Source organism: Skermanella stibiiresistens SB22 (assembly GCF_000576635.1).
In the GTDB taxonomy this organism is placed as follows: domain Bacteria; phylum Pseudomonadota; class Alphaproteobacteria; order Azospirillales; family Azospirillaceae; genus Skermanella; species Skermanella stibiiresistens.
The window spans coordinates 128,267-152,969 of sequence record NZ_AVFL01000007.1 but is presented as its reverse complement, the minus strand read 5'-3'; the positions used below and the strand labels follow the sequence as shown (position 1 = coordinate 152,969).

Annotated in this window: 26 protein-coding genes; 13 read left to right on the top strand and 13 right to left on the bottom strand. The window is 66.1% G+C overall.

Translation table 11 applies throughout. From position 1 onward, the window contains the following. Positions 1 to 155: 155 nt before the first annotated feature. From N825_RS11685 to N825_RS11670, 4 genes are all read left to right on the top strand, one after another. Positions 156 to 1,241, top strand: a complete 1,086-nt coding sequence (locus N825_RS11685; RefSeq protein ID WP_037451368.1) for a porin — start codon at positions 156 to 158, stop codon at positions 1,239 to 1,241. Positions 1,242 to 1,471: 230 nt separating this feature from the next. Then, complete coding sequence (locus N825_RS11680; protein WP_037451366.1) at positions 1,472 to 2,653, top strand: porin; 1,182 nt, start codon at positions 1,472 to 1,474, stop codon at positions 2,651 to 2,653. Positions 2,654 to 2,830: 177 nt separating this feature from the next. Further along, positions 2,831 to 3,055 (top strand): AbrB/MazE/SpoVT family DNA-binding domain-containing protein, encoded by a 225-nt coding sequence (locus N825_RS11675; protein ID WP_037451749.1) that lies wholly within the window; start codon positions 2,831 to 2,833, stop codon positions 3,053 to 3,055. After that, on the top strand, positions 3,052 to 3,489 hold the full coding sequence (locus tag N825_RS11670) for a type II toxin-antitoxin system death-on-curing family toxin (RefSeq protein ID WP_051512096.1): 438 nt from the start codon (positions 3,052 to 3,054) through the stop codon (positions 3,487 to 3,489). The genes N825_RS11675 and N825_RS11670 overlap by 4 nt, the downstream gene beginning before the upstream one ends. Here N825_RS11670 and N825_RS11665 read toward each other — a convergent pair whose 3' ends face one another. Next, the gene (locus N825_RS11665; RefSeq protein ID WP_037451364.1) at positions 3,490 to 4,686 is read right to left on the bottom strand and encodes a cupin domain-containing protein; all 1,197 of its coding nucleotides are present in this window, start codon (positions 4,684 to 4,686) and stop codon (positions 3,490 to 3,492) included. 202 nt (positions 4,687 to 4,888) lie between these two features. Here N825_RS11665 and N825_RS11660 point away from each other — a divergent pair, with 202 nt between their 5' ends. After that, complete coding sequence (locus N825_RS11660) at positions 4,889 to 5,611, top strand: YggS family pyridoxal phosphate-dependent enzyme (protein WP_051512090.1); 723 nt, start codon at positions 4,889 to 4,891, stop codon at positions 5,609 to 5,611. 10 nt (positions 5,612 to 5,621) lie between these two features. Here the strand turns inward: N825_RS11660 and N825_RS11655 are convergent, their stop codons facing one another. The 3 genes from N825_RS11655 to nth all read right to left on the bottom strand — a co-directional run bounded on the left by N825_RS11655 (position 5,622) and on the right by nth (position 7,992). Continuing rightward, the gene (locus N825_RS11655) at positions 5,622 to 6,119 is read right to left on the bottom strand and encodes a L,D-transpeptidase family protein (RefSeq protein WP_037451361.1); all 498 of its coding nucleotides are present in this window, start codon (positions 6,117 to 6,119) and stop codon (positions 5,622 to 5,624) included. A gap of 31 nt (positions 6,120 to 6,150) precedes the next feature. Continuing rightward, complete coding sequence (locus tag N825_RS38860) at positions 6,151 to 7,182, bottom strand: hypothetical protein (protein ID WP_037451359.1); 1,032 nt, start codon at positions 7,180 to 7,182, stop codon at positions 6,151 to 6,153. Positions 7,183 to 7,314: 132 nt separating this feature from the next. After that, the gene (gene nth, locus N825_RS11645; protein ID WP_051512089.1) at positions 7,315 to 7,992 is read right to left on the bottom strand and encodes an endonuclease III; all 678 of its coding nucleotides are present in this window, start codon (positions 7,990 to 7,992) and stop codon (positions 7,315 to 7,317) included. 99 nt (positions 7,993 to 8,091) lie between these two features. Between nth and N825_RS11640 the strand changes: the two genes are divergently transcribed. Both N825_RS11640 and N825_RS11635 read left to right on the top strand, forming a co-directional pair. Next, the gene (locus N825_RS11640) at positions 8,092 to 8,598 is read left to right on the top strand and encodes a DUF2244 domain-containing protein (RefSeq protein ID WP_051512086.1); all 507 of its coding nucleotides are present in this window, start codon (positions 8,092 to 8,094) and stop codon (positions 8,596 to 8,598) included. 80 nt (positions 8,599 to 8,678) lie between these two features. Continuing rightward, positions 8,679 to 9,275, top strand: coding sequence for a methylated-DNA--[protein]-cysteine S-methyltransferase (locus N825_RS11635; protein WP_051512083.1), 597 nt, complete (start codon positions 8,679 to 8,681; stop codon positions 9,273 to 9,275). A gap of 1 nt (position 9,276) precedes the next feature. Here N825_RS11635 and znuA read toward each other — a convergent pair whose 3' ends face one another. Next, positions 9,277 to 10,293 carry a zinc ABC transporter substrate-binding protein ZnuA gene (gene znuA / locus N825_RS11630; protein ID WP_051512082.1) on the bottom strand — a complete coding sequence of 339 codons (1,017 nt, stop codon included), beginning with the start codon at positions 10,291 to 10,293 and terminating at the stop codon, positions 9,277 to 9,279. A gap of 136 nt (positions 10,294 to 10,429) precedes the next feature. Here znuA and znuC point away from each other — a divergent pair, with 136 nt between their 5' ends. Next, complete coding sequence (gene znuC, locus N825_RS11625; protein ID WP_063833746.1) at positions 10,430 to 11,260, top strand: zinc ABC transporter ATP-binding protein ZnuC; 831 nt, start codon at positions 10,430 to 10,432, stop codon at positions 11,258 to 11,260. After that, positions 11,253 to 12,068, top strand: coding sequence for a zinc ABC transporter permease subunit ZnuB (gene znuB / locus N825_RS11620; protein ID WP_037451353.1), 816 nt, complete (start codon positions 11,253 to 11,255; stop codon positions 12,066 to 12,068). The genes znuC and znuB overlap by 8 nt, the downstream gene beginning before the upstream one ends. A gap of 33 nt (positions 12,069 to 12,101) precedes the next feature. Here the strand turns inward: znuB and dnaJ are convergent, their stop codons facing one another. Next, positions 12,102 to 13,241 carry a molecular chaperone DnaJ gene (dnaJ, locus tag N825_RS11615; RefSeq protein ID WP_037451350.1) on the bottom strand — a complete coding sequence of 380 codons (1,140 nt, stop codon included), beginning with the start codon at positions 13,239 to 13,241 and terminating at the stop codon, positions 12,102 to 12,104. A gap of 197 nt (positions 13,242 to 13,438) precedes the next feature. After that, positions 13,439 to 15,370 (bottom strand): molecular chaperone DnaK, encoded by a 1,932-nt coding sequence (dnaK, locus tag N825_RS11610; protein WP_037451733.1) that lies wholly within the window; start codon positions 15,368 to 15,370, stop codon positions 13,439 to 13,441. A gap of 689 nt (positions 15,371 to 16,059) precedes the next feature. Between dnaK and N825_RS11605 the strand changes: the two genes are divergently transcribed. Then, positions 16,060 to 16,263, top strand: a complete 204-nt coding sequence (locus tag N825_RS11605; RefSeq protein ID WP_037451348.1) for a hypothetical protein — start codon at positions 16,060 to 16,062, stop codon at positions 16,261 to 16,263. Between the two features lie 162 nt (positions 16,264 to 16,425). Here the strand turns inward: N825_RS11605 and N825_RS39745 are convergent, their stop codons facing one another. Continuing rightward, on the bottom strand, positions 16,426 to 16,953 hold the full coding sequence (locus N825_RS39745) for a PAS domain-containing protein (protein ID WP_245613084.1): 528 nt from the start codon (positions 16,951 to 16,953) through the stop codon (positions 16,426 to 16,428). 308 nt (positions 16,954 to 17,261) lie between these two features. Here N825_RS39745 and N825_RS11595 point away from each other — a divergent pair, with 308 nt between their 5' ends. Next, positions 17,262 to 17,999: a carbonic anhydrase gene (locus tag N825_RS11595; protein ID WP_084164655.1), complete on the top strand. Its 738-nt coding sequence runs from the start codon at positions 17,262 to 17,264 to the stop codon at positions 17,997 to 17,999. 24 nt (positions 18,000 to 18,023) lie between these two features. Here N825_RS11595 and N825_RS11590 read toward each other — a convergent pair whose 3' ends face one another. The 3 genes from N825_RS11590 to N825_RS11580 form a co-directional block, all read right to left on the bottom strand. Beyond that, complete coding sequence (locus N825_RS11590) at positions 18,024 to 19,451, bottom strand: DUF2254 domain-containing protein (RefSeq protein ID WP_198038296.1); 1,428 nt, start codon at positions 19,449 to 19,451, stop codon at positions 18,024 to 18,026. 40 nt (positions 19,452 to 19,491) lie between these two features. Next, positions 19,492 to 20,295, bottom strand: coding sequence for a DODA-type extradiol aromatic ring-opening family dioxygenase (locus tag N825_RS11585; RefSeq protein WP_037451343.1), 804 nt, complete (start codon positions 20,293 to 20,295; stop codon positions 19,492 to 19,494). A gap of 105 nt (positions 20,296 to 20,400) precedes the next feature. Continuing rightward, a complete protein-coding gene (locus tag N825_RS11580) occupies positions 20,401 to 20,691 on the bottom strand; it encodes a YciI family protein (protein WP_037451340.1) in 291 nt (96 codons plus the stop codon). Positions 20,692 to 20,895: 204 nt separating this feature from the next. Between N825_RS11580 and N825_RS11575 the strand changes: the two genes are divergently transcribed. Then, on the top strand, positions 20,896 to 21,837 hold the full coding sequence (locus N825_RS11575) for a DMT family transporter (protein ID WP_051512075.1): 942 nt from the start codon (positions 20,896 to 20,898) through the stop codon (positions 21,835 to 21,837). Positions 21,838 to 21,884: 47 nt separating this feature from the next. Here N825_RS11575 and N825_RS11570 read toward each other — a convergent pair whose 3' ends face one another. Continuing rightward, positions 21,885 to 22,934: a class I SAM-dependent methyltransferase gene (locus tag N825_RS11570; protein ID WP_037451338.1), complete on the bottom strand. Its 1,050-nt coding sequence runs from the start codon at positions 22,932 to 22,934 to the stop codon at positions 21,885 to 21,887. A gap of 315 nt (positions 22,935 to 23,249) precedes the next feature. After that, positions 23,250 to 23,762: a DUF3429 domain-containing protein gene (locus N825_RS11565; RefSeq protein ID WP_051512071.1), complete on the bottom strand. Its 513-nt coding sequence runs from the start codon at positions 23,760 to 23,762 to the stop codon at positions 23,250 to 23,252. Between the two features lie 154 nt (positions 23,763 to 23,916). On the opposite strand from N825_RS11565, the gene N825_RS11560 reads away from it, so the two are divergent. Next, positions 23,917 to 24,678, top strand: coding sequence for an SDR family NAD(P)-dependent oxidoreductase (locus tag N825_RS11560; protein ID WP_037451336.1), 762 nt, complete (start codon positions 23,917 to 23,919; stop codon positions 24,676 to 24,678). Positions 24,679 to 24,703: the final 25 nt, after the last annotated feature.

Below are 24,703 nucleotides of genomic sequence, written 5' to 3'. Positions count from 1 at the left end.
GGATCACCCAACCAGCTTAACACATTAGTTGCATTTATGTTACTCTTATCAGTTGTATACCTATTTCGATAAAAATCCATTTGCGGAGCATATCCGGAGAATCACAAGAATAGGGAGAACGGTCGGTAGGCCGAAAGTCATTATGGGGAACAAAGATGCGCAAACTCCTTCTCACGACGACGTCGGCCGCCGCCCTTTGCGCGCTGACCGCGCAGGTCCAGGCTCAGATGACCGTCACGCTCGGTGGCTACACGGAATTCTTCGCGGCGACCTATGATGACGACCTGGGCTCCAACCGGACGTCCCGCGAGTTCCAACTGGAGGCCGAGATCGTCGTCAAGGCCGATGGCAAGGCCAACAATGGCCTGCTCTACGGCGCCAAGGTCGAGTTGCAGAACAGCACGCCGAACGCCGGCACCGGCGTCGGCACCGACGAGGCGTCGGTTTATCTCGGCGGCGGCTGGGGCCGTCTCGAACTGGGTGATTTCGACGGCGCCGCCGACACGCTCAAGATCTACGCGCCGGTTGTTGGCGTCGAGCAGATCGACGGCGACTATCCGGACTTCGCTGGCGGCCAGCCGAACTTCGGCATGCACATTCCGAACACCGGCGACTCGACCAAGATCATGTACCTGACCCCGCGCATCGCGGGCTTCCAAGGCGGCGCCAGCTACACGCCGGAAGCGGGCGACGAGGCGCAGCGTGTCGTCACCCTGAAGACCGCCAGCACCTACAAGGACGTCGGCGAGTTCGGCGTCAACTACACCGGCGAGTTCTCCGGAGTCGGCGTGTCGCTCGGCGCCACCCTGACGACGGCCGAGAGCAACGCCAGCTCCGGCGTCGAGGACTTCACCGCCTGGAACCTGGGCGCCCAGATCACCTTTGGCGATTTCGCCCTCGGCGGCGGCTATGTCGACGCCAACGACTTCCTGCTGCCGACCACCGGCGCCATCGACGACGACCAGACCGCTTGGCATGTCGGCGGCAGCTTCACGACCGGCCCGATCGCCATCGCCGCGACATACCTCGCCGCCGAGGGTTATTCCGGCGCCAATGGCGGCTACAGCACCGATTACCAAGCCTACAGCTTGGGAGCCACCTACGCCCTGGCGCCCGGCATGGTCGTCGAGACGGAGATCACCTTCTTCGAGGACGATTTCCTGACCGGCACACGCGGCGCCACGACCAAGGGCAGCAACGACGGCTATGTCTTCGTCCTCGGCACCCGTCTGGACTTCTGACATCCACTCCCATTCAATGTGAGTTCGAGCGGCGGCGGCATCCTTGGCGGGTGCCGCCGCTTCTCGTTCGAGCTAGGCGTGCCGGGATGTTGTGTCGATCGCGCAACAGTGTGGGCTCTTATCCACTCTCTTTGGTATTAGGTGATTGCCTGGATTACCCATAAGGGATTATCCCAACATCCAACCCGAAGGTTTGGGTAGTCCAAAGGTCTTACCAGGGAGTCAAAGCAATGAGGAACATCCTCCTCGCCACCACCGCGCTCGCCGCCGTCGTCGGTTTCACCTCCGCCGCCAACGCCCAGATGAAAGTCACCTTGGGCGGTTACACCGAATTTTTCGCCGCGATCTATGACAACAATGTCTCCGCCGTTGGCACCCAGCAGAGCGGCACCGAGCGTGAGTTCCAGCTCGAAACCGAGATCCTGATTAAGGCCGACGGCAAGGCTGACAACGGCCTGCTGTACGGCGCCAAGGTCGAACTGCAGAACGGCATCCCGACCGCCGGCACCACCGGCATCGGCACCGACGAGGCCTCGGTCTACATTGGCGGTTCCTGGGGCCGTCTGGAACTGGGCGACTTCGACGGCGCCGCCGACACTCTGTCGATCTACGCCCCGCTGGTTGGCATCGAGAGCATCGACGGCGACGGCATCGACTTCCTCGCGGTCAACGGCGTCTCGTTCGCCGGCAAGACGGGTACCTTCGAAGTGGGCCGCACGCCCTGGGGTGCCGCCATCAAGGCCCCGGACAGCAGCGACGCGACCAAGATCATGTACCTGACACCGCGGGTCGCCGGCTTCCAGGGTGGCTTCAGCTACACGCCGGAGAATGGTGACGAGGCCCAGAACGTCATCGCCAACAAGAACACCCGTGATTACACCGACTTCCTGGAATTTGGCATCAACTACACCGGCGAATTCAGCGGCGTCTCCGTTGCCCTCGGCGCCACCGGCACCAGCGCCAACGGCAAGGGCACGACCACCAGCGTGGCTCTCAAGGACTTCACCGCCTACCAGCTTGGCGGTCAGGTCGGTTACGCAGGCTTCAAGTTCGGCGGCAGCTACATCGACGCCGACAACTACTACGTCCAGACCAAGACCGACAGTGGCGACCAGCATGCTTGGAACGTCGGCGCCTCCTACACCGCCGGTCCCGCCACCGTCGGCGTGATCTATTCGGAGTCGGAAGGCTACAAGCGGGCCATGGGCAGCACTCCTACCAGCACCTATGCCGACAAGTACGAGCTGTACGGCCTGAGCGGTTCCTACACGCTGGCTCCCGGCTTGCTGATCATGTCGGACCTGCTGTACCTCGAAGAGGACCTGAAGACGAACGCGGCGTCGACCGCGGCCGCCAACAAGGTCAGCACCGACGGCTACGTGTGGGTCATCAGCACCCGCCTGAACTTCTAGGATCCCTCGGCCTCGCGGCCGCGATTTCCCAGAAGCCTTCGGACTTGGGGCGGTGGTGAAAACCACCGCCCCTTTTCCGTCTGGTGGAACGCCTTCGAGCATCCTCCCAGATACAATTCCCCTTGACGTTATTACGTATGTTATTACGAAATGGGGCAAGCAACCCGCGAGGCGACCATGCACACGACCAAACTGACCAAGATCGGCAATTCGACCGGATTGACGATTCCGCGCGATGTCCTCTCTGCGGCTGATCTCCAACGTGGTGACGAGGTCGGGATCGAGGTTCGTGATGGGCGGCTCGAGATCACCAGAGTCGATGACAGCTATAATGCGGCCCTGGATATTGGCCGACGATTCGCCGCTCGATATCGTCGTACGATGGCGATTCTCTCAAAATGATCGACGCTGTCCAAGAAGCCACGATACAAGGCCGGAAATACGTCAATCCGCCTTTGCAAGTTATCCTGGAATTTCATGATGAATTGCTGGCCGAGCATGGTGGCACACCGGGTATCCGTGACCTCGGAGCGCTGGAGGCATCGATGGCGCGGCCTTATCAACTCATCGCCTATGCCGACGAAAGGCTGACGATCTTCGATCTGGCGGCGGCGCTTTGCGCCAGCATTTGCCGGAGCCGTCCTTTCATCGACGGAAATAAGCGTGCCGCGTTCCTGGCGCTGGGGCTGGCACTCGGCCTCAACGGGTTCGAACTTGACACCACCGAACGGGAAGCCGCCGACCGCGTGTTGAATTTGGCCAGCGGCTCCTTGCCGGAACAGGAGTTCCGGGATTGGGTGGCGGACCACTCTTACGCGATCGACGACGTTTCCTGATCACGCCACCTCGACCACCTTCATGTTGCCCAACTCCGTCAGCAACTGACGCCGCGCGGTCTCGTTCAGGCTCGGGTGCGCCGCGGCGAACTCCGATTCGCTAAAGCTCTCGCGGGAGATGACCCACGACACCGGGCCCTCGACTCCGGGCGGGATCGGCACGGCGCGGCGGTCGTCGCCCAACTGCCAGCCATTGGCCCCGCGCGTCACCTTGAGGTTCGCGTTGCGGCGGCGCCAGCGCTTGGCCAGCGCGTCGTCCGGCAGGTTCAGCGTGCCGCGGTCATAATGGTATCCGCGCATGAAGGCGGCGAACTGCCGCACCACGGCTGGCTCGCGCACGAACTCGGCGACTCGGGCACCTAAGGCCGCCAGATGGTCGGCCATGGCTTGATCGGGCCCCTGATCGGGTGAGGGCACGGTCTTGCGGAACAGCGGGTCCTGGACCGCCCGCTCGAACAGCATCGAGATCAGGTCCAGCCCGATCACCGATGTCAGGCCGAAGGCGATGTGGACGCTGGTCTGGCCGGACGCCAGCGCGTCGTGGTACCAGCCGCGCGGCAGGTACAGCACGTCGCCCGGCTTCAGCGTGACTTCCAGGCTGATCGGACCCTTGTGCTTGTCGTGGAAGTCCTGGCCCAGGCTCTTGAAGTAGGGATGGGCGATCGGGTCCTCGAAATGGCGCTGGTAGATCCGCCATGTCTTCTCGCCCTCGACATGCAGGGCGTAGACATCGTGGGTGTCGAAATGGCTGCCGAACGCCTGATGGGCTTGCCACGAGCAATAGAGATTGCCCTGGGCCTTGCCGCCGACGCCCTGCTCCAGCGCGTTGGCCGTCGCCTTCAGGCCGGGGGTCAGGCTGTCGATGTCGTTGCAGACCAGCGAGGCGCCGCGCCTCAGCCAGACGCCGACCTTTTGCAGGTCGGCCATCATCGCCTCGCGCCCCTCCCGGTCCAGTCCGGGCCGGCAATAGTCGCCAGCGTCCAGGATGCGGGTGTCGAGCACCAGTTGCAGCGACTTCGACGACCATAGGCCGGACTGGCCGAGCAGTCCCGACAGCGTCTTCCAATCCATCACCGAGGCGAGCTTGGCGCCGTCGCCGGGAATATGCACCGGCTTCCGGCCATGATAGTCGCGGAAGAATTCCTCCGGCGTCAGCGGATACAGGATATCGGCCAAGCTTGATATCGTCTCTGGCATGGTCTGTTTCCTCGCGCTCGGGGCTTGGTTGCCGCCCGCTCCAGTCTGACGCGGGCGTCGGTGTTCGGAACACGGATGGATCCGATATCACACCGATGCGCCTCGATCCATCCCGGGACGTGGGACCGGCTCGCCTGGATTGGAGAATCTCCGCGCCGGTTCAGCCTTGCCGTTTCCCGCCGCATGGGCGAAAACTGCCGTCATGATGACCACCGACACAGCGACGCCCGACGCCACACCGCCGGACGCTCCCACCGACATCGCCGCCAACCTGGCCGCCGTCCGTCACGCTATCGCCGAGGCCGCCGGCAAGGCGGGACGCGATCCGGCGGAGGTCACGCTGGTCGCCGTCGGCAAGGTCCAGCCGATCGAGAAGCTGGAGGCGGCGCTGGCCGCCGGCCAAAGGGTGTTCGGCGAGAACAGGGTTCAGGAGGCCAAGGCCAAGTTCCCGGCCCAGCGTGAGCGTTATCCAGATATCGAGCTTCACCTGATCGGCCCGCTCCAGACCAACAAGGTCAAGGAGGCGGTCGCCCTGTTCGACGTGATCGAGACGGTCGACCGGCCGAAGCTCGCCAAGGCCCTGGCCGAGGAGATGACCAAGCAGGGCCGCCGGATCAGCTGCTATGTCGAGGTCAACACCGGTGCCGAGCCGCAGAAGGCTGGCATCCCGCCCGAGGAGGTCGAGGCCTTCCTGGAGACCTGCCGGACCGAGTACGGCTTGCCCATCGCCGGCCTGATGTGCATCCCGCCGGCGGACGAGGAGCCGGCGCTCCATTTCGCGCTGCTGGCCGATCTCGCCAAGCGGCACGGCCTGCCCGTGATCAGCATGGGCATGAGCGGCGATTACGAGACGGCGGTCCGCTTCGGCGCCACCCATGTCCGGGTCGGCACCGCCATCTTCGGCGTCCGCCAGCCGAAAGAATGAGCCTCCGACACTAGCCGGAGATCGACAGCGCGTCGCCGGGCCGGCAGTCCCTGAGCAGGGTCAGCAGGTCGGACAGGGCCAGCGCCACGCAGCCGGCGGTCGGCTCGTAGTCCGGCTTCGCGACATGCATGAAGACGGCGCTGCCCTCGCCCGGGACGATCGGATCGTCGTTGTGGCCGATCACCACGACCACGTCATAGAGACCGTCGCCGCGCCACATCTCCTCGTGGCTGGCGGCGAAGGGCAGCTTGACCGGCTGGTTGTAGGCGGGATCGGCGGGAGCGTCGCACCAGCCATCGTCCGCCGCGATCGGCGCCACCGGCAATCTGGTGACCGGCGCCGCCATCCGGTCGGCGCGATAGAGCACGCGCCGCAGGGGAAACCGGCCGACCGGGGAGGCGCCATCACCCTCCCGCTTGTCGGCGCGGATGCCGCCGCGGCCCAGCGCGCAGCGGAAGGCGCCGCCGGGCCAGCTCAGCGTGCCATCCCTCGAGACCTGAATATCCATCGACTTTTCCTATGCCGCTTCGGGGTCCTGGTCAATAGGCCGCGCGGGCGGCGCCGGCCGTGGCCGGGGCGCTCCTGCCCATTCCAATGCCCATACCAGTACCCGACGGCGGCATCGACGAGGTGCCCGTCTTGGCTCCCTGACGGTACTTGTCCAGCGCGCTCATCATCATGTCGGCGACGAGTTCCGGCGGGATCTGCGCCGATCCTCCGGGCGGCCAGGCGCCATTCCGCGCCTGACCGGCGGCTTCGGCCATCTGGGCCGTCGCCGGGGTTCCGACCGGAGCCGCCACGGGTACGACGGTCGGCTTCTCGGCCGCCTGGGTCGATGCCAGATGGGCCGCGGCGCGCTGGACCGGAGCCTTCTCGAGATTGGCGCCCGGACCCGGAGCGACCGGCGGCAGCGCCTTGGGCACCAAGCCAGGAGTGCGCTTGGGTACGGCGAAGAACTTGGTTTCCGCCTCTCCCAGGCGCCGGGCTCCGGTGGCCGCCGGGGCCGCCGCCATCGGCATCAGCACCTCTCCCGCTGGCGCCGCCTCGGCCATGACCTGGGGAACGGCGGGGGAAGAGGTGGGGGCCGGAGCCGGGATTTTCGCCGCCTCCGTCCCAGTAGTCGCCGCCGGGGGCTTCTCCGCCTCGGCGAGCATGGTGGTGCCATCGGACGGCTTCCCGTCATCCGTCCCGTTGAGCATCGCCATCATATGCTCGCCGGGGTCCTTGCCGGTGGTTTCCGCGATGATGGCGCTGCCGATGCCCGCCACCAGCCCGATGACGCCGCCATAGAGCCCATCGCCGATGATCCGGGATACCCCTTTGATGCTGTCTCCCGTCATCTCGCGATAGATCGTGCTCACCACTGGAATATGCTGGAGCGGATTGACGATATCGACGAAATCCCAGAAGGACATGTCGACCGTACCCGTGTCCGGCACCTCGTTCTCGGCGTTCCCACTCTGTATCGGGGTCTCCCAATTCTTGGGAGCAGCCTGCGCGGCGGTCCGGCGCGTGGCGGCGTCGCTGGGCGGATACGGGGTCGATGGGACGGTCAGGGTATCGATGGACATGTCATGGCCTCCTGCCCATCCCTTTAGCAAGCATCGTGCCAAACCCGATGACCCGCCATCCACCGGCATTCGGCTCTCGCCGCTCGGCAAAACCTACCCAGTAGCCTCGCGGCACCGGAACGATTCTGCCGGTCAGCCGGCGCTGACGGGGACCGGCGGGTCCTCCAGCATCTCCCGTTCTGTCGTCTTGTCCGGAAAGGCGCAGAGGTCGCGGACCGGGCAGGCGGGGCAGTCGGGCTTGCGGGCCTTGCAGATGTAGCGGCCGTGTAGGATCAGCCAATGGTGGGCGTGCGGCTTCCAGCGGGCATGGACATAGCGCAGCAGCTTGCGCTCGACCTCCTCCGGCGTCTTGCCGCGCGCCAGTCCGGTGCGGTTGGAGACGCGGAAGATGTGGGTGTCGACCGCGATGGTGACTTGGCCGAACGCCACGTTCATCACGACGTTGGCGGTCTTGCGGCCGACGCCCGGCAGCGCCTCCAGTTCCTTCCGCTTACGCGGCACCTCGCCACCGTGCTCGGCGACCAGGATCTCGGACAGCCTCATGACGTTCTTGGCCTTGGTGTTGAACAGGCCGATCGTCTTGATGTGGCGCCGAAGCTCCTCCTCGCCCAACTCGATCATCTGCTGGGGCGTCTGGACGATCTTGAACAGCGGGCCGGTCGCCTTGTTGACCCCGACGTCGGTCGCCTGGGCCGACAGCACCACGGCGACCAGCAACGTATAGGGATTGGCGTATTCCAGCTCGGTCTTGGGCGCCGGGTTGTCGGCGGCGAGACGGGTGAAGAATTCCTCGATGTCGGCGGGCTTCATGTCCGCTGATGATCCCTTGGTTAAGGCACGCGCGCGGGCTCGGCCAATCCATACCGATCGGTCTTTACCATCGCGCCGGACGCATCATATCCTAGTCCCATGACCGCCATCATCCAAGACGACGCCGCAAAGCCGAAGATCTTCTTCGACGCCGTCCTGCATCCGCACAGGAGCCTATCGCGGCGCGGTTTCGTGATCTTCATGGCGGTGTTCTCGGCGATCAGCCTGACGGTGGGTGGCTTCTTCTGGTTGCAGGGCGCCTGGCCGATCTTCGGCTTCTTCGGGCTGGATATCCTGCTGGTCTACTGGGCCTTCCGCCGGAACTACGGCAGCGCCAAGATGTACGAGACCGTCCGCCTGACCGACCGCGAGTTGGTGGTCCACCGCGTCGGCTTGAAGGGCGACGACCGCAGCTGGACCTTCCAGCCCTATTGGCTGCGCGTCTCAATGGACGATCCGCCCGAGCACGAGAGCCAGGTGACTCTGACCAGCCACGGCGAGACCCTGACCATCGGCGCCTTCCTGTCGCCGGAGGAGCGCCTGGACTTCGCCAAGGCGCTCAACGAGGCGCTGGGCCGCTGCCGGAAAGCCGATCCCCGGTACTGAGTGAGGTCCGGCGCGATTCGGCTTTGCCCGCCGGCTGGTCCGGAGGCATACCATCCACCCAAACCCCTGGGGAGGATGCCATGCCCGACGCCAGAACGGACGGCGGCCGTCACCAAGCCGCGCCGCTTCCGGAAATCGAACCGATGGCCGACGGCGGCGAGGCCGACCGGCCGGTCATCCGCTGGGGACTGCACGACAGCCCGTTCGGCCGGGCGCTGCTGGCGGCCACGCCGCGCGGGTTGTGCTGGCTGAGCTTCGTGGTCGACGGCGACGAGCAGGCGTCGGCCGACATCCTCAAGGCGGAGTGGCGGGGCTTCCAACTCGCCGAGGACCCCACCGCGACCGCCGGAATGGCCGCCCGCGCGTTCGATTTCGGCGGCACCCCCGGCGATCCGATCCCGCTGGTGGCGCGCGGCACCGCGTTCCAGATGACGGTCTGGCGAGCGCTGCTGCGCATCCCATTCGGCCACGTCACCAGCTATCAGGAACTGGCGCGCTCGATCGGCCGGCCGGAAGCCCCACGCGCCGTCGGGGCCGCCGTCGGGCGCAACCCGATCAGCCTGGTCATCCCGTGCCACCGGGTGGTCCTGAAGTCGGGCGTCCCTCACAACTACCGCTGGGGCGTTCCCCTCAAGAAAGCCCTGCTCGCCTTCGAGGCGGCGGGTGCCGCTCCCTGACTCAACCGGCCTTCAGGCAGGAGACCAGCGAGCCGGCGAGGCCGCGCATGAGCTGGAAGTAGAGATCCGGGCCGTCGGGCAGGTCGGCGCCGAGCGGGTCGAGGACGCCTTTCCGCGCCTTGGTGCCCTCCACCACCGTCCCGACCAGGGTCGGTTCGAACTGGGGCTCGGCGAAGACGCAAGTGGCGTCCAGGCTGGAGATCTTGGCGCGAAGCTGGCTCAGGCGCTGGGCGCTGGGGCGCTGGTCCGGACTGACCGTGATGGCGCCGACGGCGTTGAGCCCGTAGCGGGCCTCGACATAGTGGTAGGCGTCGTGGAAGACGACATAGGGCCGATCCTTGACCGGCTCGAGCGTCGTCTTGAGTTCGGCGTCCAGGGCGGTCAGGCGCTCGCTCAGATCCTTGGCGTTGGCCTTGTAGCGTTCGGCGTTGGCGGCGTCATGCTCGACCAGTTCCGCGGAGATCGCCGCGACCATCGCGCGGGCATTGGCGACATCGAGCCAGACATGGGCGTCCTTGCCGCCATGCTCGTGGTGGTCATGCCCGTGTCCGTGGTCGTGATCGTGGTCATGCCCGGCCCCAGCGTGCTCCGCGTGTTCCCCATGCTCCTCGTTTTCCTCGCCCTCCTCGTGGACGTGGGGTTCCCAGGCGCCGCCCTCCCGGGTGGGCAGCAGCTTGACGCGCGGGGCCTCCATCAGCGGGACCACATGCGCCTTCTTGCCCAGCGACTCGATCGGCTTCTCCAGGAAGGTCTCCAGATCCTCCCCCACCCAGAACACCAAGTCGGCCTGATCGAGCGCGCGGGCGTCGCTGGGGCGCAGGCTGAACGCGTGGGGTGACGCGGCGCCCTTGACCAGAAGGCCCGGCTCGGCCACACCCCGCATGACGCCGGCGACCAGCGAATGGATCGGCTTGATCGACGTCAGGACCTTCGGCGGCTCGGCGGAGAATGCGGCACCGGAAAAAAATGCCATGCCGAGCACGGCCAGGAGTGATGTTGTCGCGCGTGGGGCGTTCATGGACTGGCACCTATGGGTCGGGACGGGTGGGAGCAGCGATGCATAATCGGATGTTCACGAAGCCCTAACTGTTCTGTTATAACATTACATTGTCAAGAGCCGGCTTCACCGGCTTGGAATCCGAGGCGTCGCCTTAATGTCATCCATCCAAGAGCATCCGGCCCAGCCTCCCCTGGTCACCGTGCGCGGGCTGAGCGTCAGCTTCGGCGGCCGCACCGTGCTGGAGGACATCGACCTCACGGTGGGCGCGGGCGAGATCGTGACGCTGATCGGCCCCAACGGTGCCGGCAAGACCACGCTGGTCAAATCGGTGCTGGGACTGGTCAAGCCGTCCGCCGGTTCCATCCGGCTGCGCCCCGGCCTGACGGTCGGCTACATGCCCCAACGTCTCCAGGTCGAACGCACCTTGCCGTTGACCGTGCGCCGGTTCCTGACCCTGTGGCGGAAGGTCGGCCGCGCGGAACTGTCGCAAGTGCTGGACGAGGTCGGGGCCGCCCACGTGATCGACGACGCGGTCCAGACCCTGTCCGGCGGCGAGCTTCAGCGTGTCCTGCTGGCGCGGGCGCTGCTGCGGCGGCCCGACATCCTGGTGCTGGACGAGCCGGTGCAGGCGGTCGACGTCCATGGCCAGATCGAGCTGTTCAACCTGATCGCCGAAATCCGGCGGACGCGCGGCTGCGGCGTGCTGCTGGTCTCCCACGACCTGCATCTGGTGATGGCACGGACCGACACCGTCGTCTGCGTCAACCGCCATATCTGCTGCTCCGGTCACCCGGAGGATGTCAGCCGGCATCCCGAATACCTGGCGATGTTCGGCCGTCACGCCGAGGCGCTGGCGGTCTACCAGCACAGCCACGACCATCACCACGACTGCGGCGGCGCCGTGGTCACGCTGCCGTCGGCTCCACAACCGCTGCCCGATGCCCAGGCGCGCGAACACCCCGCGAGACACCATCATCATGGATGATTTCATGATCCGCGCCCTGTTGGGCGGATGCGGCATCGCGTTGGTGGCGGGACCCCTGGGCTCGTTCGTCGTCTGGCGCCGCATGGCGTATTTCGGCGACACCCTGTCCCATTCCGCCCTGCTCGGCATCGCGCTGGGCTATCTGCTGGGGATCGGCATGACGGTGGGCGTGATCGCGGTCTGTGTCGCCATCGCGGTCCTGCTGGTGGTGCTTCAGGAGCAGCGCCAGCTCGCCAGCGACACGCTGCTGGGCATCGTCTCGCATTCGACGCTGTCGCTGGGACTGGTCGCCATCGCCTTCATGGAGACGATGCGGATCGACCTGCTGGCCTACCTGTTCGGCGACATCCTATCGGTCACCACAACCGACATCGGCTGGATCTATGGCGGTGGCGCCGTGGCGCTCGGCGTCCTGGCCTTCATCTGGCGCCGCCTGCTCGCCATCACGGTGGACGAGGATCTGGCGCGGGTCGAGGGAATGCCGGTCATCGCCATCAGGCTGACCTTCATGCTGCTGATCGCGGCGGTGATCGCCATCGCCATGAAGATCGTCGGAATCCTGCTGATCACGTCGCTGCTGATCGTGCCGGCCGCCACCGCCCGGCGCTTTTCCAGCTCGCCCGAGCTGATGGCGGTCATGGCCTCGGTGATCGGCGTGACCGCCGTGGTCGCGGGATTGTTCGGCTCGCTGTTCTGGGACCTGCCGAGCGGCCCCAGCATCGTCACCTCGGCGGCGCTGATGTTCGCGCTGAGCCTGATGGTGCCGGTATTCCCCCTGTCCCGGGCGCCCCGGCCCCGCGCGCGGTGACGCGGGGCTTCCGGCTCAAGACCTTCGGGACCCTCAGTCCTTCAGGTCTTCCCACAGTTCCTTGACTTTGGCGAAGAAGCCTTCGCTTTCGGGGCTGGTGCCTTCCTTGCCGGCCTTCTCGAACTCGCGCAGCAGCTCCTGCTGCTTCTTGTTGAGGTTGACCGGCGTCTCGACCACGGCTTGGATATACATGTCGCCGCGCTGGGTCGTGCGCAGGACCGACATGCCCTTGCCCTTCATCCGGAACTGGTGGCCCGACTGGGTACCGGCCGGGACCGTGATCTTGGCGCGGCTGCCGTCGATGCTCGGCACCTCGACCTGACCGCCCAGCGTCGCCGTGGTCATCGGGATCGGCACGCGGCAATGGATGTTGGCGCCGTCGCGCTGGAAGAACCGGTGCGGCGCTATCGCCAGGAAGATGTAGAGGTCGCCGGGTGGCGCTCCGCGCAAGCCCGCCTCGCCCTCGCCGGCCAGCCGGATGCGGGTGCCGTCCTCGACGCCCGCCGGGATGTTGACCTGGAGGTTCTTCTCCTTCCGGGTTCTGCCGGCGCCGCCGCAGATCTTGCACGGATCCTTGATGACCCGGCCGGCGCCATGGCAGGACGGGCAGGTCCGCTCGATCGTGAAGAAGCCCTGCTGGGCCCTGACCTTGCCCATGCCGCCGCAGGTCGGGCAGGAGATCGGCTGGGTGCCGGATTCGGCGCCGGTGCCGGAACAGCCTTCGCAGACGACCGAGGTCGGCACCCGCACCGTCGCCTGGCTGCCGCTGAACGCCTCCTCCAGGGAGATTTCCAGGTTGTAGCGCAGGTCGGCGCCGCGTCCGGTCTGGCCGCCGGCGCGCCGGCCGCCCATGAAGTCACCGAACATCTCGTCGAAGATGTCGGCGAAACCACCGCCGCCGAAGTTGAAGTCGAAGCCACCGGGACGTCCGCCACCGCCGGCGCCGCCCTCGAAGGCGGCATGGCCGAACCGGTCATAGGCCGAGCGCTTCTGCTCGTCCTTCAGGACCTCGTAGGCCTCGCTGCAATCCTTGAATTTCGCCTCGGCCTCGGTGTCACCGGGGTTCCGGTCGGGGTGATACTGCATGGCCATCTTGCGATAGGCCTTCTTGATCTCCTCCGCCGAGGCACCCTTGGTGAGGCCGAGAAGTTCGTAATAGTCCTGCTTCGCCATCAGGCCGCCAGCCCCTGCCTCTGAACCAATAACCATAAAACCGCCCCGGCCACGGGACCCCCAGGGATCAAGGTCCAATCAGGACAAGATCGGGGCCGGGCAACCGGAGCGGAACACACAATGCCATACAATCACGCTTCCGGGGGAGGGTGGATTTTCAGACCACCATCCCCCGGAGGCTCACGCCTCGGACCCGCTTAGGCCGACTTGCTCTTCTTGTCGTCGTCGACCTCCTCGAAGTCGGCGTCGACCACGGTCGGGTCGCCGTCCGGCTTCGCGCCGGCACCGGCGCCGGCCGCACCCGGACCAGCCGCACCCTCTTCCTGGCCGGCCTTGTACATGGCCTCGCCAAGCTTCATGGACAGCTGGGCCAGAGCGTCGGTCTTGGCCTTGATGGCGGCGCCATCCTCGCCGGTGATCGTCTCACGCAGCTCGGTGATGCCCTTCTCGGCCGCGGCCTTGTCGGCAGCCGGGATCTTCTCCCCGGCTTCCTTCAGGGTGCGCTCGGTGGTGTGGATCAGGCTGTCGGCCTGGTTCCGCAGCTCGACCAGCTCGCGCCGCTTCTTGTCCTCGGCGGCGTGCGCCTCGGCGTCCTTGACCATCTTGTCGACATCGCTGTCGCTCAAGCCGCCGGAGGCCTGGATGCGGACCGACTGCTCCTTGCCGGTGGCCTTGTCCTTGGCGCCGACGCTGACGATGCCGTTGGCGTCGATGTCGAAGGTCACCTCGATCTGCGGCACGCCGCGCGGGGCCGACGGAATGCCGACCAGATCGAACTGACCCAGCATCTTGTTGTCGGCCGCCATCTCGCGCTCGCCCTGGAAGACCCGGATCGTCACGGCGCTCTGGTTGTCCTCGGCGGTCGAGAAGGTCTGGCTCTTCTTGGTCGGGATCGTCGTGTTGCGGTCGATCAGGCGGGTGAACACGCCGCCCAGCGTCTCGATGCCCAGCGACAGCGGGGTCACGTCGAGCAGCAGCACGTCCTTGACGTCGCCCTTCAGCACGCCGCCCTGGATCGCGGCGCCGATCGCGACGACCTCGTCCGGGTTGACGCCGCGGTGGGGCTCACGGCCGAAGAACTGCTTAACGACTTCCATGATCTTCGGCATGCGGGTCATGCCGCCGACCAGGATCACCTCGTCGATCTCGCTCGCCTTCAGGCCGGCGTCCTTCAGGGCCGCCTTGCAGGGGCCGATCGTGCGCTGCACCAGCTCGTCCACCAGGGCTTCCAGCTTGGCGCGGGTCAGCTTGATGTTCAGGTGCTTCGGGCCGGACTGGTCGGCGGTGATGAACGGCAGGTTCACTTCCGTCTGCATGCCGGACGACAGCTCGATCTTGGCCTTCTCGGCGGCTTCCTTCAGGCGCTGCAGCGCCAGGCGGTCGCTGCGCAGGTCGATGCCCTGCTCCTTCTTGAACTCGTCGGCGAGGTAATCGATGATCCGCGCGTCGAAGTCCTCGCCACCGAGGAAGGTGTCGCCGTTGGTCGACTTCACCTCGAACACGCCGTCGCCGATCTCCAGCACGGACACGTCGAAGGTGCCGCCGCCGAGGTCGTAGACCGCGACGGTGCCGGTGCCCTTCTTCTCCATGCCATAGGCCAGCGCCGCGGCGGTCGGCTCGTTGATGATGCGCAGCACCTCGAGGCCCGCGATCTTGCCGGCGTCCTTGGTCGCCTGACGCTGGCTGTCGTTGAAGTACGCCGGGACGGTGATGACGGCCTGCGTCACCTTCTCGCCCAGATAGTTCTCGGCGGTTTCCTTCATCTTCTGGAGGATGAAGGCGCTGATCTGGCTGGGGCTGTACTTCTTGCCGTGGCTCTCTACCCAGGCGTCGCCGTTGTCGCCACCGACGATCTTGTAGGAAACGAGGTCCTTGTCCTTCTGGGTCAGCGGATCGTCATAGCGGCGGCCGATCAGACGCTTGATCGCGAAGAACGTGTTCTCGGGATTGGTGACGGCCTGACGCTTGGCCGGCTGCCCGACCAGACGCTCGCCGCCCTGCGTGAAGGCGACCATCGACGGTGTCGTGCGGGCACCTTCGGTATTCTCGATGACCTTGGCGGTGCCGCCTTCCATGACGGCCACGCACGAGTTGGTGGTGCCCAGGTCGATACCAATCACTTTGCTCATCATTCAGCCTCTTTGTTACGGCAGACCAGGGGCGGCCCGATGCTTCGGCACCGCCACGGCCCCCTTGGGTTCTAGCGGTCAAGGGTATGGAACGGTGTTTCTGTTCAGAAGATCACTTGGTCTGTCGGAGATATAGGCAGGTGCCTCGAAGGCTGCAACCGCCCTGAGGCGACGTGATCATGTGTTCGAAGCACTTGCGCCAGGGCGCGACGGCCCGCCGCGGGTCGGCTGGGGGATGGCCGGAAGGCGGCCGGCGGGTGGCCGAGGGGTATGCTGCCCGCTCACCTCACATCCTCCGGGGCTCCCTGGGAGAACATGGGGATATGGCCGTGACGGTTCCATCGGGGCGCCACCACAACGCCTTATCTGAATCTCCGGTGTCGTTCGCTACCCATGGTGTCACTACCGCCCAAGACCAGCCATGTGATTGAAGAGTAACAAGAACATATACGTCCGAGTTTTTCCTTGAAGTTAACGAATCGTTAAAGTATTTCCGTGTACCTTTACCATGGGGCTCAATTGATAGTTGCCGTTGTTTTTGTGTGTCATTGAAATATCCATCCCGCCATCCCAAAAGATTATGTTATACGTTTGGCGGTTCAGGTTAACGTCGGGTGTGGGGTCGGCACCGGAGCGTGGCCATGGGTCGGCCCCGGGTTGATTGAGCATTTTTCAAGGGTGAGTTCATCATGAGTGACAGCCGTCGCGACTTGGCGCTCGCGATCAAATCCTGCCTCGACAGCTTGGCCCGGGACGCGGCGAACAACGACTTGGCCGAAGTCGCCCAATTCGTCAGCCTCGCGGCCTTGGCCGCCGAGGAAGCCGCCCAGGCCGCCGATCCCCACGCCAACCTGCTCAAGGCCCTGATGTCGGGGCAGGCCGGGCATTGCTGACGGGATGGGATCCCATGAGCGCAAACTTAAGTGTTGCTGTCATGCACCCTGCGACCCAGCCCGCGCATGACGGAATTCGATGAGGCTGGCGGAGCTTCTGACGAGGCCAAGCCTTGAGTTGGCGCCAATGGGATGGGATCGGGTGGTCCCTCTGGCGGTCCCTCAGAGTTCGCCGGGATCGAAGGCCAGCGTGCCGCCATCCGCCTCGTAACGCTGGATGGTCGGCCGATCCGCCGCGTGAGGATCGGCGAAGGTGGCGTAAAGGCATACGAAGATATGGGAAACCGTCGATCCATCCCGTGAGAATGGCAGGAAGAGCTTGTCTATGCCGGCCTCGATCCGCCTGAAGGCGTTGGAACGGTACTTGAACGCCATCGGCTTGGCCGTCGCGGCGCAGTCCTCGTACTGGGCCAGGACGATCCGGTCGATCGGCGGATTGAGCACCTCGTCGAGGAAACGGCCGGTGAAATCCGCGCCGTCATAATAGACGACCTCGGTCCCGATCAGCCGAAGGCGGAAGCGCCGGGGGTCACCCTCCACACCCACGATGGCCAAGTTGCCCATCCAAGGCTTGAATTCCTCAGGATTGAAACTCGACCGCAAAGCCAAGCCATTGCCGTTCAACCGCGATGACCAAAGGGCGAAAAGGGAACGAAGCTTTTCCCTTGGTGCTTGAGGGCTTAAATACATGGGCCGGGAAAGAACCTGCCGTGGATCCGTTGACGGGCCAAGCGATGGTCGCTTGGCCACCCAGCGGTCGCAGTCTACCGTGAATTCCGATTGCCGCCTATTGAAACAATTGCTCATGGGACTTTCGCCGGCTTGATCGCCATCGCCGGTAAAGTGGCTTTGCCGCATCACGGCGCCTTTTCCGTCTTGTGGATTTTCGCCGCATACCGCCTCGGCGTGGCGCGGCGGACCGGGATCATCGCCGCCGGACCCTGTTGTCCAAGCGGCGGACATTTTGCCGCAGGGGAAACGGGGAAGGGGACACGTCGATGACCCATGTTGACCAATCCAAGCGGGCTTTGTTCAGATACGCGTGCGGCGGGGCGGTGGGAGGGGTGGCGGGAGCGCTGGCCGGCGGGCTGATGCCCATCGCGGCTTCGGCGCTGGCGGCGGTGCCCCACGCCAAGACCGACTTGTCACCCGACCAAGCCCTTCGGTTGCTGAAGGACGGCAACGCCAATTTCATCACCGACGGCCCCTATCGGCGGGGCGAGAACCGCGAGCGCCGCATCGAGATCGCCTTGAGCCAGACGCCGTTCGCGGTGCTGGTCAGTTGCTCCGACTCGCGCGTGCCGCCGGAATTGCTATTCGGCCGCGGTCTCGGCGAGTTGTTCATCGTGCGGAACGCCGGCAACACGGTGGATACCTCGGCGCTGGGCAGCATCGAATACGCGGTGGCCCAATTGGGTGTTCCGCTGATCGTCGTGATGGGCCACGAGCGGTGCGGTGCGGTGGACGCCGCCGTGTCGGTGGTTCGAGACAATACCCGCTATCCCGGCAGCATCGGACGGATGATCGAGCCGATCATTCCCGCGGTGCTCGACGCCCGCGACCAGCCGGGCGACTTGCTCGACAACGCCGTGCGCGCCAATGTCCGGCGGATCGTGCGCCGCCTGTCGGAGTCCGAGCCGATGCTGATCGATCCGCTGCGCCAGGGTAAACTCAAGATCGTCGGCGCCCGCTACGACCTGGAGGATGGCTCCGTCGATTTCTTCACGGAGGCCTGACCCAGCCTCGGCGGCGGCAGGCCTTCAGAGGTCGCGGGCGATCAGGTTGGCGAGCGCCGCTTCGTGCCGGTCGGCGATCTCCGCCTGATCCCGCTCCTCCGCCACCTCGCGGTTGCCGGACGACGCGATCATCACCGCTTGCCTAGCGAGGGCGTTCCGCTGTTCCGGCGTCCTGACATGGCAGGCCAGCTGGCCGATGGTGTCGAGCAGGTGGATCAGGATGGCGGGCTTGGCGGAGGCGGCCTGCCGGATCTCGTTGAAGCAGAGGTCGATCATCCCGGTCATGGTGGTCGGGTGGGTCACCAGTCTGATCACGCCATCCCCGTCCCTGTGGCGCACCGGCTCCATGTCGCGCGCCATGGCCAGCGCCAGCGAGGTCGCCATCCGGTCGATCACGGCGATGGCGGTGTAGGGATCGTTGATCCCCGGCGACAAGGCCCGCAACGCCACCTCGACCAACTGGCGGACCGAGAACTCGATATCCTGGGTCGGGGTGCGGTCCGATCCCACCACGATGGCGTCGGCGACCTGTGCCGCGATCTCCCCACCCTCGGTGGCCTTTCCAGCATCCGGATCGCGCGGCCCGAACCAGACATGCGAACCACCCGCCAGCACGTGCCAGCCGGCGCGGAACCGGAGCGTCAGCACCAGGTCACGCCCGTGGGCCAGCGCCACCAGCGCCTCATGGTCCACGGTCTGGACATAGCCGCCCCGGGGCAGGCTGAGGGCGATATCGACCGGCCGCGGCGGTCCTTCGGCGTGGGCGGTGTCACCGGATTGGCGGTCGCGCTCGTCGACCGAACCGGGTTCCCGCAGCAGACGGCACAGCACCTCGTCCAGATCGTCGCCGACCCGGTCGACCACAGTGTCGGCGACGATCGAACTGGCGAGGTGGTGGACATAGAACAGCAGCAGGAAGATGCAGCCGAGCGACAGCGCCGATCCGGCGGTGATCGCCACATGGGGCACGTTGTCGGCCGACAGCCCGCTGTCCACCCGACGGTAGACCAGCAGCAGATAGACGATCGTCATGACGAAGAAGCCCAACGCCACCTGGGTGCGGCGGTCGCCGATGAAACTCCGGATCAGGCGCGGTCCCAACTGGCTGGCGGCTAGCGTCAGCACCACCATGGTGATGGAGATCGCCAGCGTCGCCATCGTGATGATTGAGGACAGCAGCGTCGACAGCAGGTCGCTGGCGTTCTCCGGCTTGCCGCTGTGGAGCCACCAGACGCGCTCCCCGTCGTCCAGCAGGTTGGCGTCGATCCGCAAGGCGGCCATCGCGATCAGGACGGCCGCGAGGCTCATCAGCACCGGGATGAACCACAGGCTGGTCCTCAACCGTGTCCACAGGTTCAACAGGCGGTCACGGGGTGCGTCCGGTATTCGCAAGGCCAGTATTGGCAAGGCAGGTATCCGATCGGCGGCGTACAGGGCCGATTTCGAACACATTCCAGCCAAATCCGTTCCACCGGACGAAAGTGGAAATGGATCAGTCGAAGGCGTGGACGTCCATCGCCAACACGCCATGGGCGTGGCTCGAATGGACGCGCCGGCCAATGGCACTAGGGGAAGCGGCGCCCAGCGCCACGTGCAGCGGCAACAGATGCTCCTCGGTCGGGTGGTTGCGCTCGGCGTGGGGCGCCAGCTTCCGGTAGTTCACCAAATCGGCCGCGCGGCCCTCGTGGATCGCTTGGGCCAGCCAGTCGGCGAACCCGGACACCCAGTCCGGGGCGGGAGCGTCGTGGTCTTGGCCCCGGAACTCGTACAGGTTATGGGTGGCGCTGCCCGACGCCAGCACCAGCACGCCGGCGTCGCGGAGCGGCCTGATGGCCTCGCCGAGCGCCAGATGCGCCGCCGGGCCGCCCCGCCTCAGGATCGACAGCTGCGCGACGGGGATATCGGCGGCGGGGTACATCAGCGACAGCGGTACCCAGGCGCCGTGGTCGAGCCCCCGCTCCGGATCTCGCCGCACCCTCTGACCCACGGCTTGGCCCTGGCCGGACGCCGCCTCGATCAGGCGCGCCGCCTCCTCGGCGACGAGGGGGGCGCCGGGGGCCGGATAGCGGATCTGGTACAGCGCGGGGGGAAAGCCCCGGAAGTCGTGGATCGTCCCGGGCGCCGGGGAGACGCCGACGGCGGGCGTGTCGGTCTCCCAATGGGCGCTGATCACCAGGATCGCCTCCGGCCTGCCCAGCGTTTCGCCGTAGCCCCGCAGGAAGTCGGCGGCCCCACCCCGCTCCAGCGCCAGCGTCGGTGCGCCATGGGAGACGAACAAGCTGGGAAAGCGGGTCATAGTGGGGCTCCAACAGGGGTGACGATCATCCGGCCACGATCATGGACCCACGCGTCCCAGCGTATAATCCATCCGATTGTCGAATGACCGTATATTGCGACGCTACTAATCCAGCTGGGCGCAGCGGAAGGGCCTGACCTCGATCTCCCGCCACACGCCGGCGGTGACATAGGGATCGCTGGCGAGCCACGCGTCCACCGCCGCCCGGTCCGGCATCTCGACGATGCAGGACGAGCCGATCATGCGGCCGTCGTCGTCCAGGATGGCGCCGCCGACGATCATGGTGCCGGCGGCCTTCATGGCGCGGGCGCCGATGATGTGCGGTTCGCGCACGGCCATGCGCCGCTCCAGCGCGCCCTCGTCGGTGCCATCATGGGCGATGATCAGGAACTGCATCGGCTGTTTCCCCCTCGGTTGAAGTTTTCCATTTTTCGCCAGCATAGACGGCCCTCCCAGCCTGCGGGCACCTTCCGGGCCGCCGCATGGCTGGCTTGCGCCCGGCGCAATCCTTAGAGGCGTCAGTAGTTTGGTCCCCAACCTAATCGCGGGCATAGTGTCGCTGGTCGACCTCCTCCCGCCGCAATCCTGGCAGTTCCTCCCGTGGCCTTCCTCAGCACCCGCCTGTTCCCGTCCAAGCTCCCGGTCATGGTGGAGGGCGCCCTGTGGATGGTGGCGGGAGCCGCGATGTTCTCGCTGCTCAACCTCCTGATCCGCCATGCGTCGAGCGAGTTGCACCCCTTCCAGGTCGCGTTCTTCCGCAACTTCTTCAGCCTGATGTTCATGCTGCCCTGGCTGTTCAAGGCCGGGGTCGGCGGGCTCCGGACGCGGAAGTCCTGGCTCTACGCGACGCGGGCCCTGACGGGTCTGGCGGCCATGCTGACCTGGTTCTACGCGCTCAGCGTGATGCCGCTGGCGGAGGCGGTCTCGCTCAGTTTCACGACCCCCCTGTTCGCCACGATCGGCGCCGCCCTGTTCCTGGGCGAGGTGGTCCGGCTGCGGCGGTGGAGCGCCACCGTGGTGGGATTCGTCGGCGTGTTGGTGATCGTCAGGCCGGACGCCGAGGCGATCAAGCTGACGGCGGTGCTGGTGCTGGTGTCGGCCTGCTTCAGCGCGGCGTCGGCCCTCCAGGTCAAGGCGCTGGCGCGGACCGAGACGACCACGGCCATGGTGACCTACATGGTGCTGTTCCTGACGCCGATGTCGCTGATCCCGGCGCTGTTCGTCTGGACTTGGCCAAGCTGGGACATGCTGGGCTGGCTGGTGCTGATGGGCGGCATCGCGACGCTGGGCCATCTGGCGCTGACCCGCGCCTTCCACATGGCCGACGCGTCGGCCATGATGCCGTTCGACTACACCAAGCTGCCATTCTCGGCGCTGCTGGGATATCTGGTGTTCGGCGAGACGATGGACCTGTGGACCTGGGTGGGCGCCGGGATCATCGCCGCTTCGACGATCTACATCGCCCAGCGCGAGGCCTCGCTGGCCCGCCGCGCGAGGTCCGCGGCGGCGGCCTCCGCCAGCGTGCGGGACTCGGCCCGGTGAGGTGGCGGCCCGTGGTCCACGCCGCGGAATAGCCCTTCAAGGGGGCGTTAGAGCGCGGTGTTTCGCCAGCCCTGGACCCCGTCGACCAAGGTCAACAAGGTGCCCTCGGTAAGCCGGATGATGGCCGGCCGCTCCATCTCGAGGATCCAACCGGCGTTGAGCAAGCTGTCGATCAGGCGCCCCTCGATCTGGCGCGAGTGGGTACCGATCACCATGTAGGACACCCGGCGCGACAGAATGTCGATGCAAGAATCCTCCAGATCGGCCTCGCCGCCCTGAATATCCACGTGGAGCAGGTCGAGCCGGTCCCGGTCGCCGATGACCTCGTCGAGCGGGATCATCGGCAATTCGTCATGACTCCCCACACGGAGCGCCCGGTCGCGCTCCTCCTCGGTCGCGTTGAAGATGGGCTCCAGCCCCCAATCGATGCCCGACGCGCTTTGGCGCGGAAACAGGGCTGTCCCCGCCGAGGCGGCGGCGATCCCGCGGAACAGGGTGACCTCGTCCTCGGCGAAACCGTTGGAGGCGCAGGCCTCCCGCGCGAAGGCGATGTGCCCCTCGTCGCCTTCGACGCCGATCAGGTGCGGCTTGAGGCCGAGGCGCCGGGATGCCACCCCGGTGTTGTTCATCCAGCAGCCCCAGCCGCAGCCCAGTTCGGCCATGGTGAAGCTTTCCCGGGCCAGCTCGACCGCGCGGAGGGCGGCGCCCCATTCGGCGATGTCGGCGTGCCAATTGGCCGGGATCGGGATGTCCTCGACCTGTCCGGTCCGGTCCCCCAGGATTCCAGGTAGGAATTTGCCGTGGATGACGACTCCGAGGAAGTTGGTCAAGTGGCCGTCGCGCGGCGGGAGCCCCGACACCGCATGCCGGCGCATGATCGCCAGGGGGTCGAAACTGGAGTGATAATGATGGAACGGGCTCGATATCCGTCTTTCAGCGAACTCGGCGGACTGCCCTATGCTTCGAACGACCGCGGCCGCGGAGCCCGCGTGCCGATAATATTCGATGACGCTGTCGCTCTCGGGCCGGCGGCCAAGCAGCACCTCGTAGACCGCCACGATATCTTCATGCGAGAGGGACTGGGTCGGTATCGACATTCGTTTGTATCCATGACTGTGATTGCCGCCCACCGGGCCTTGGGCTCCATGGACTCAAGCGTCACCGTATGGAAGCACCGTAGCGCGGGTTGATATCCATGATCCTTCTCAATTCGTCACGATGATCGAAAAATTGATTCGATTGAAAGGACCTGTGCCTCCGATACCAATCACCAGAGCGAGAATATCGCTAAAGCTGCTGGTGGATCACTGGCGAAGCCGGGCATTGAAGAAGCCGGGCATTGAAACGGGGGAGCGAACAGGGTCGGGATGGAGCTATCCCGGCGCGCGGCGGTCTCCGCCAGCGTGCGGGACTCAGCCCGGTGAGGCGGGAAGGGGATGCGGGTCGCCGAAGCCCAGCAGCACCCGGATCAGCGACAGCGCCAGGGCCGCGATCACCAGCACGGTCAGCAGGCTCCGCATGCCCAGGTACCAGCCCGGCGCGTGTCCCTCGCGGATGGCGGCGCGGTCGCCCAGCCACATTCCGGCGAAGGCGATGATGAAGGTGATCAGCCCCGGCACCGCCGTCAGTGCCAGGGCGACCCAGGCGACCAGCGGCGGCACGACGCTCCAGCCCAGCCGCTTCCACGTCATCGCGGGAGCGGGGTTGTCCGGCGTCGAGGTGGCTCCGCCGTGATTGGCGAGCGCCAAGCCCCAGTGTACGGCGCCCAGGAACGACAGGATGGTCGCCGCGTAGAGCACCTGGACCTGCAAGGCGTAGACATTGGCCGGCAGCGGCAGCAGCCAGACTCCGGCGGCGCCGAGATAGAACGGGATCAGCCCGGCGAGGCCGAGCACCAGGGCGGGGCGGGGTGTGTTGGTCAGCATGTCGGTTCTGAAGATAGAACGGACGGGCCGCCTGTCCATCCTGGACAGGCGGCCCGTCCATACTGGACAGGCGACCTGTCCACGCCGGCCGCCTTCTGCTAAAGACCCCGTCGTGGCGCGAAGCCCGAGTGTTTTCAATAAGGGAGGACGACCGATGAAGGTCAGAAATCATGCCGCGATCATCACCGGCGGCGGTTCGGGCATGGGTGCCGAGACCGCCCGGCGGCTGGCGGCGGAAGGCGCCAAGGTGGCCCTGTTCGACCAGAACATCGACGCCGTCCAGGCCATTGCCGACGAGATCGGCGGCATCGCCGCCCAGTGCGACGTGTCGGACGCCGCCAGCACCGAGGCCGCCTTCGCCAAGGCGCGGGACGCCCATGGCCCGGCCCGCATCGCCATCAACTGCGCCGGCGTCGCCACACCCGGCCGCATCGTCGGCCGCGAGGGCCCGCTCGACCTCGCCGCGTTCAAGCGGGTGGTCGACATCAACCTGGTCGGCACCTTCAACGTGATGCGGCTGGCGGCCTACGACATGAGCAAGCTCGACCCGCTGGAGACGTCGGAGCGCGGCGTCATCATCAACACCGCCTCGGTCGCCGGCTTCGAGGGTCAGATCGGCCAGGCGGCCTATGGGTCGTCCAAGGGCGGCGTGATCGCGCTGGGCCTGCCGGCGGCCCGCGAACTGGCCCGCTTCGGCATCCGGGTGATGACCGTGGCGCCGGGCCTGATCGCCACGCCGATGCTCCTGAACATGCCCCAGGAGGTCCAGGACAGCCTGGCCGCCTCCGTCCCGTTCCCCAACCGGTTCGGCGACGCCGGCGAATACGCCGATCTGGCGCTGCACATCATCGGCAACGTCATGCTGAATGGCGATGTCATCCGGCTCGACGGCGCGCTGCGGCTGGCTCCCAAGTAAGCTCGGGCCCCGATCGGGTCGCGCG

Coding starts and splice junctions, on each gene's coding strand:
- dnaJ (WP_037451350.1), bottom strand. CDS start 13,241: ATGGCGAAGCAGGACTATTACGAACTTCTCGGCCTCACCAAGGGTGCC.
- N825_RS11680 (WP_037451366.1), top strand. CDS start 1,472: ATGAGGAACATCCTCCTCGCCACCACCGCGCTCGCCGCCGTCGTCGGT.
- N825_RS38860 (WP_037451359.1), bottom strand. CDS start 7,182: ATGTCCATCGATACCCTGACCGTCCCATCGACCCCGTATCCGCCCAGC.
- N825_RS11665 (WP_037451364.1), bottom strand. CDS start 4,686: ATGCCAGAGACGATATCAAGCTTGGCCGATATCCTGTATCCGCTGACG.
- znuC (WP_063833746.1), top strand. CDS start 10,430: ATGTCATCCATCCAAGAGCATCCGGCCCAGCCTCCCCTGGTCACCGTG.
- N825_RS39745 (WP_245613084.1), bottom strand. CDS start 16,953: ATGTATTTAAGCCCTCAAGCACCAAGGGAAAAGCTTCGTTCCCTTTTC.
- N825_RS11590 (WP_198038296.1), bottom strand. CDS start 19,451: ATGTGTTCGAAATCGGCCCTGTACGCCGCCGATCGGATACCTGCCTTG.
- N825_RS11640 (WP_051512086.1), top strand. CDS start 8,092: ATGACCGCCATCATCCAAGACGACGCCGCAAAGCCGAAGATCTTCTTC.
- N825_RS11595 (WP_084164655.1), top strand. CDS start 17,262: ATGACCCATGTTGACCAATCCAAGCGGGCTTTGTTCAGATACGCGTGC.
- N825_RS11580 (WP_037451340.1), bottom strand. CDS start 20,691: ATGCAGTTCCTGATCATCGCCCATGATGGCACCGACGAGGGCGCGCTG.
- N825_RS11565 (WP_051512071.1), bottom strand. CDS start 23,762: ATGCTGACCAACACACCCCGCCCCGCCCTGGTGCTCGGCCTCGCCGGG.
- N825_RS11655 (WP_037451361.1), bottom strand. CDS start 6,119: ATGGATATTCAGGTCTCGAGGGATGGCACGCTGAGCTGGCCCGGCGGC.
- N825_RS11570 (WP_037451338.1), bottom strand. CDS start 22,934: ATGTCGATACCGACCCAGTCCCTCTCGCATGAAGATATCGTGGCGGTC.
- N825_RS11585 (WP_037451343.1), bottom strand. CDS start 20,295: ATGACCCGCTTTCCCAGCTTGTTCGTCTCCCATGGCGCACCGACGCTG.
- N825_RS11660 (WP_051512090.1), top strand. CDS start 4,889: ATGATGACCACCGACACAGCGACGCCCGACGCCACACCGCCGGACGCT.
- N825_RS11685 (WP_037451368.1), top strand. CDS start 156: ATGCGCAAACTCCTTCTCACGACGACGTCGGCCGCCGCCCTTTGCGCG.
- N825_RS11670 (WP_051512096.1), top strand. CDS start 3,052: ATGATCGACGCTGTCCAAGAAGCCACGATACAAGGCCGGAAATACGTC.
- nth (WP_051512089.1), bottom strand. CDS start 7,992: ATGAAGCCCGCCGACATCGAGGAATTCTTCACCCGTCTCGCCGCCGAC.
- N825_RS11635 (WP_051512083.1), top strand. CDS start 8,679: ATGCCCGACGCCAGAACGGACGGCGGCCGTCACCAAGCCGCGCCGCTT.
- znuA (WP_051512082.1), bottom strand. CDS start 10,293: ATGAACGCCCCACGCGCGACAACATCACTCCTGGCCGTGCTCGGCATG.
- N825_RS11560 (WP_037451336.1), top strand. CDS start 23,917: ATGAAGGTCAGAAATCATGCCGCGATCATCACCGGCGGCGGTTCGGGC.
- N825_RS11605 (WP_037451348.1), top strand. CDS start 16,060: ATGAGTGACAGCCGTCGCGACTTGGCGCTCGCGATCAAATCCTGCCTC.
- N825_RS11675 (WP_037451749.1), top strand. CDS start 2,831: ATGCACACGACCAAACTGACCAAGATCGGCAATTCGACCGGATTGACG.
- dnaK (WP_037451733.1), bottom strand. CDS start 15,370: ATGAGCAAAGTGATTGGTATCGACCTGGGCACCACCAACTCGTGCGTG.
- znuB (WP_037451353.1), top strand. CDS start 11,253: ATGGATGATTTCATGATCCGCGCCCTGTTGGGCGGATGCGGCATCGCG.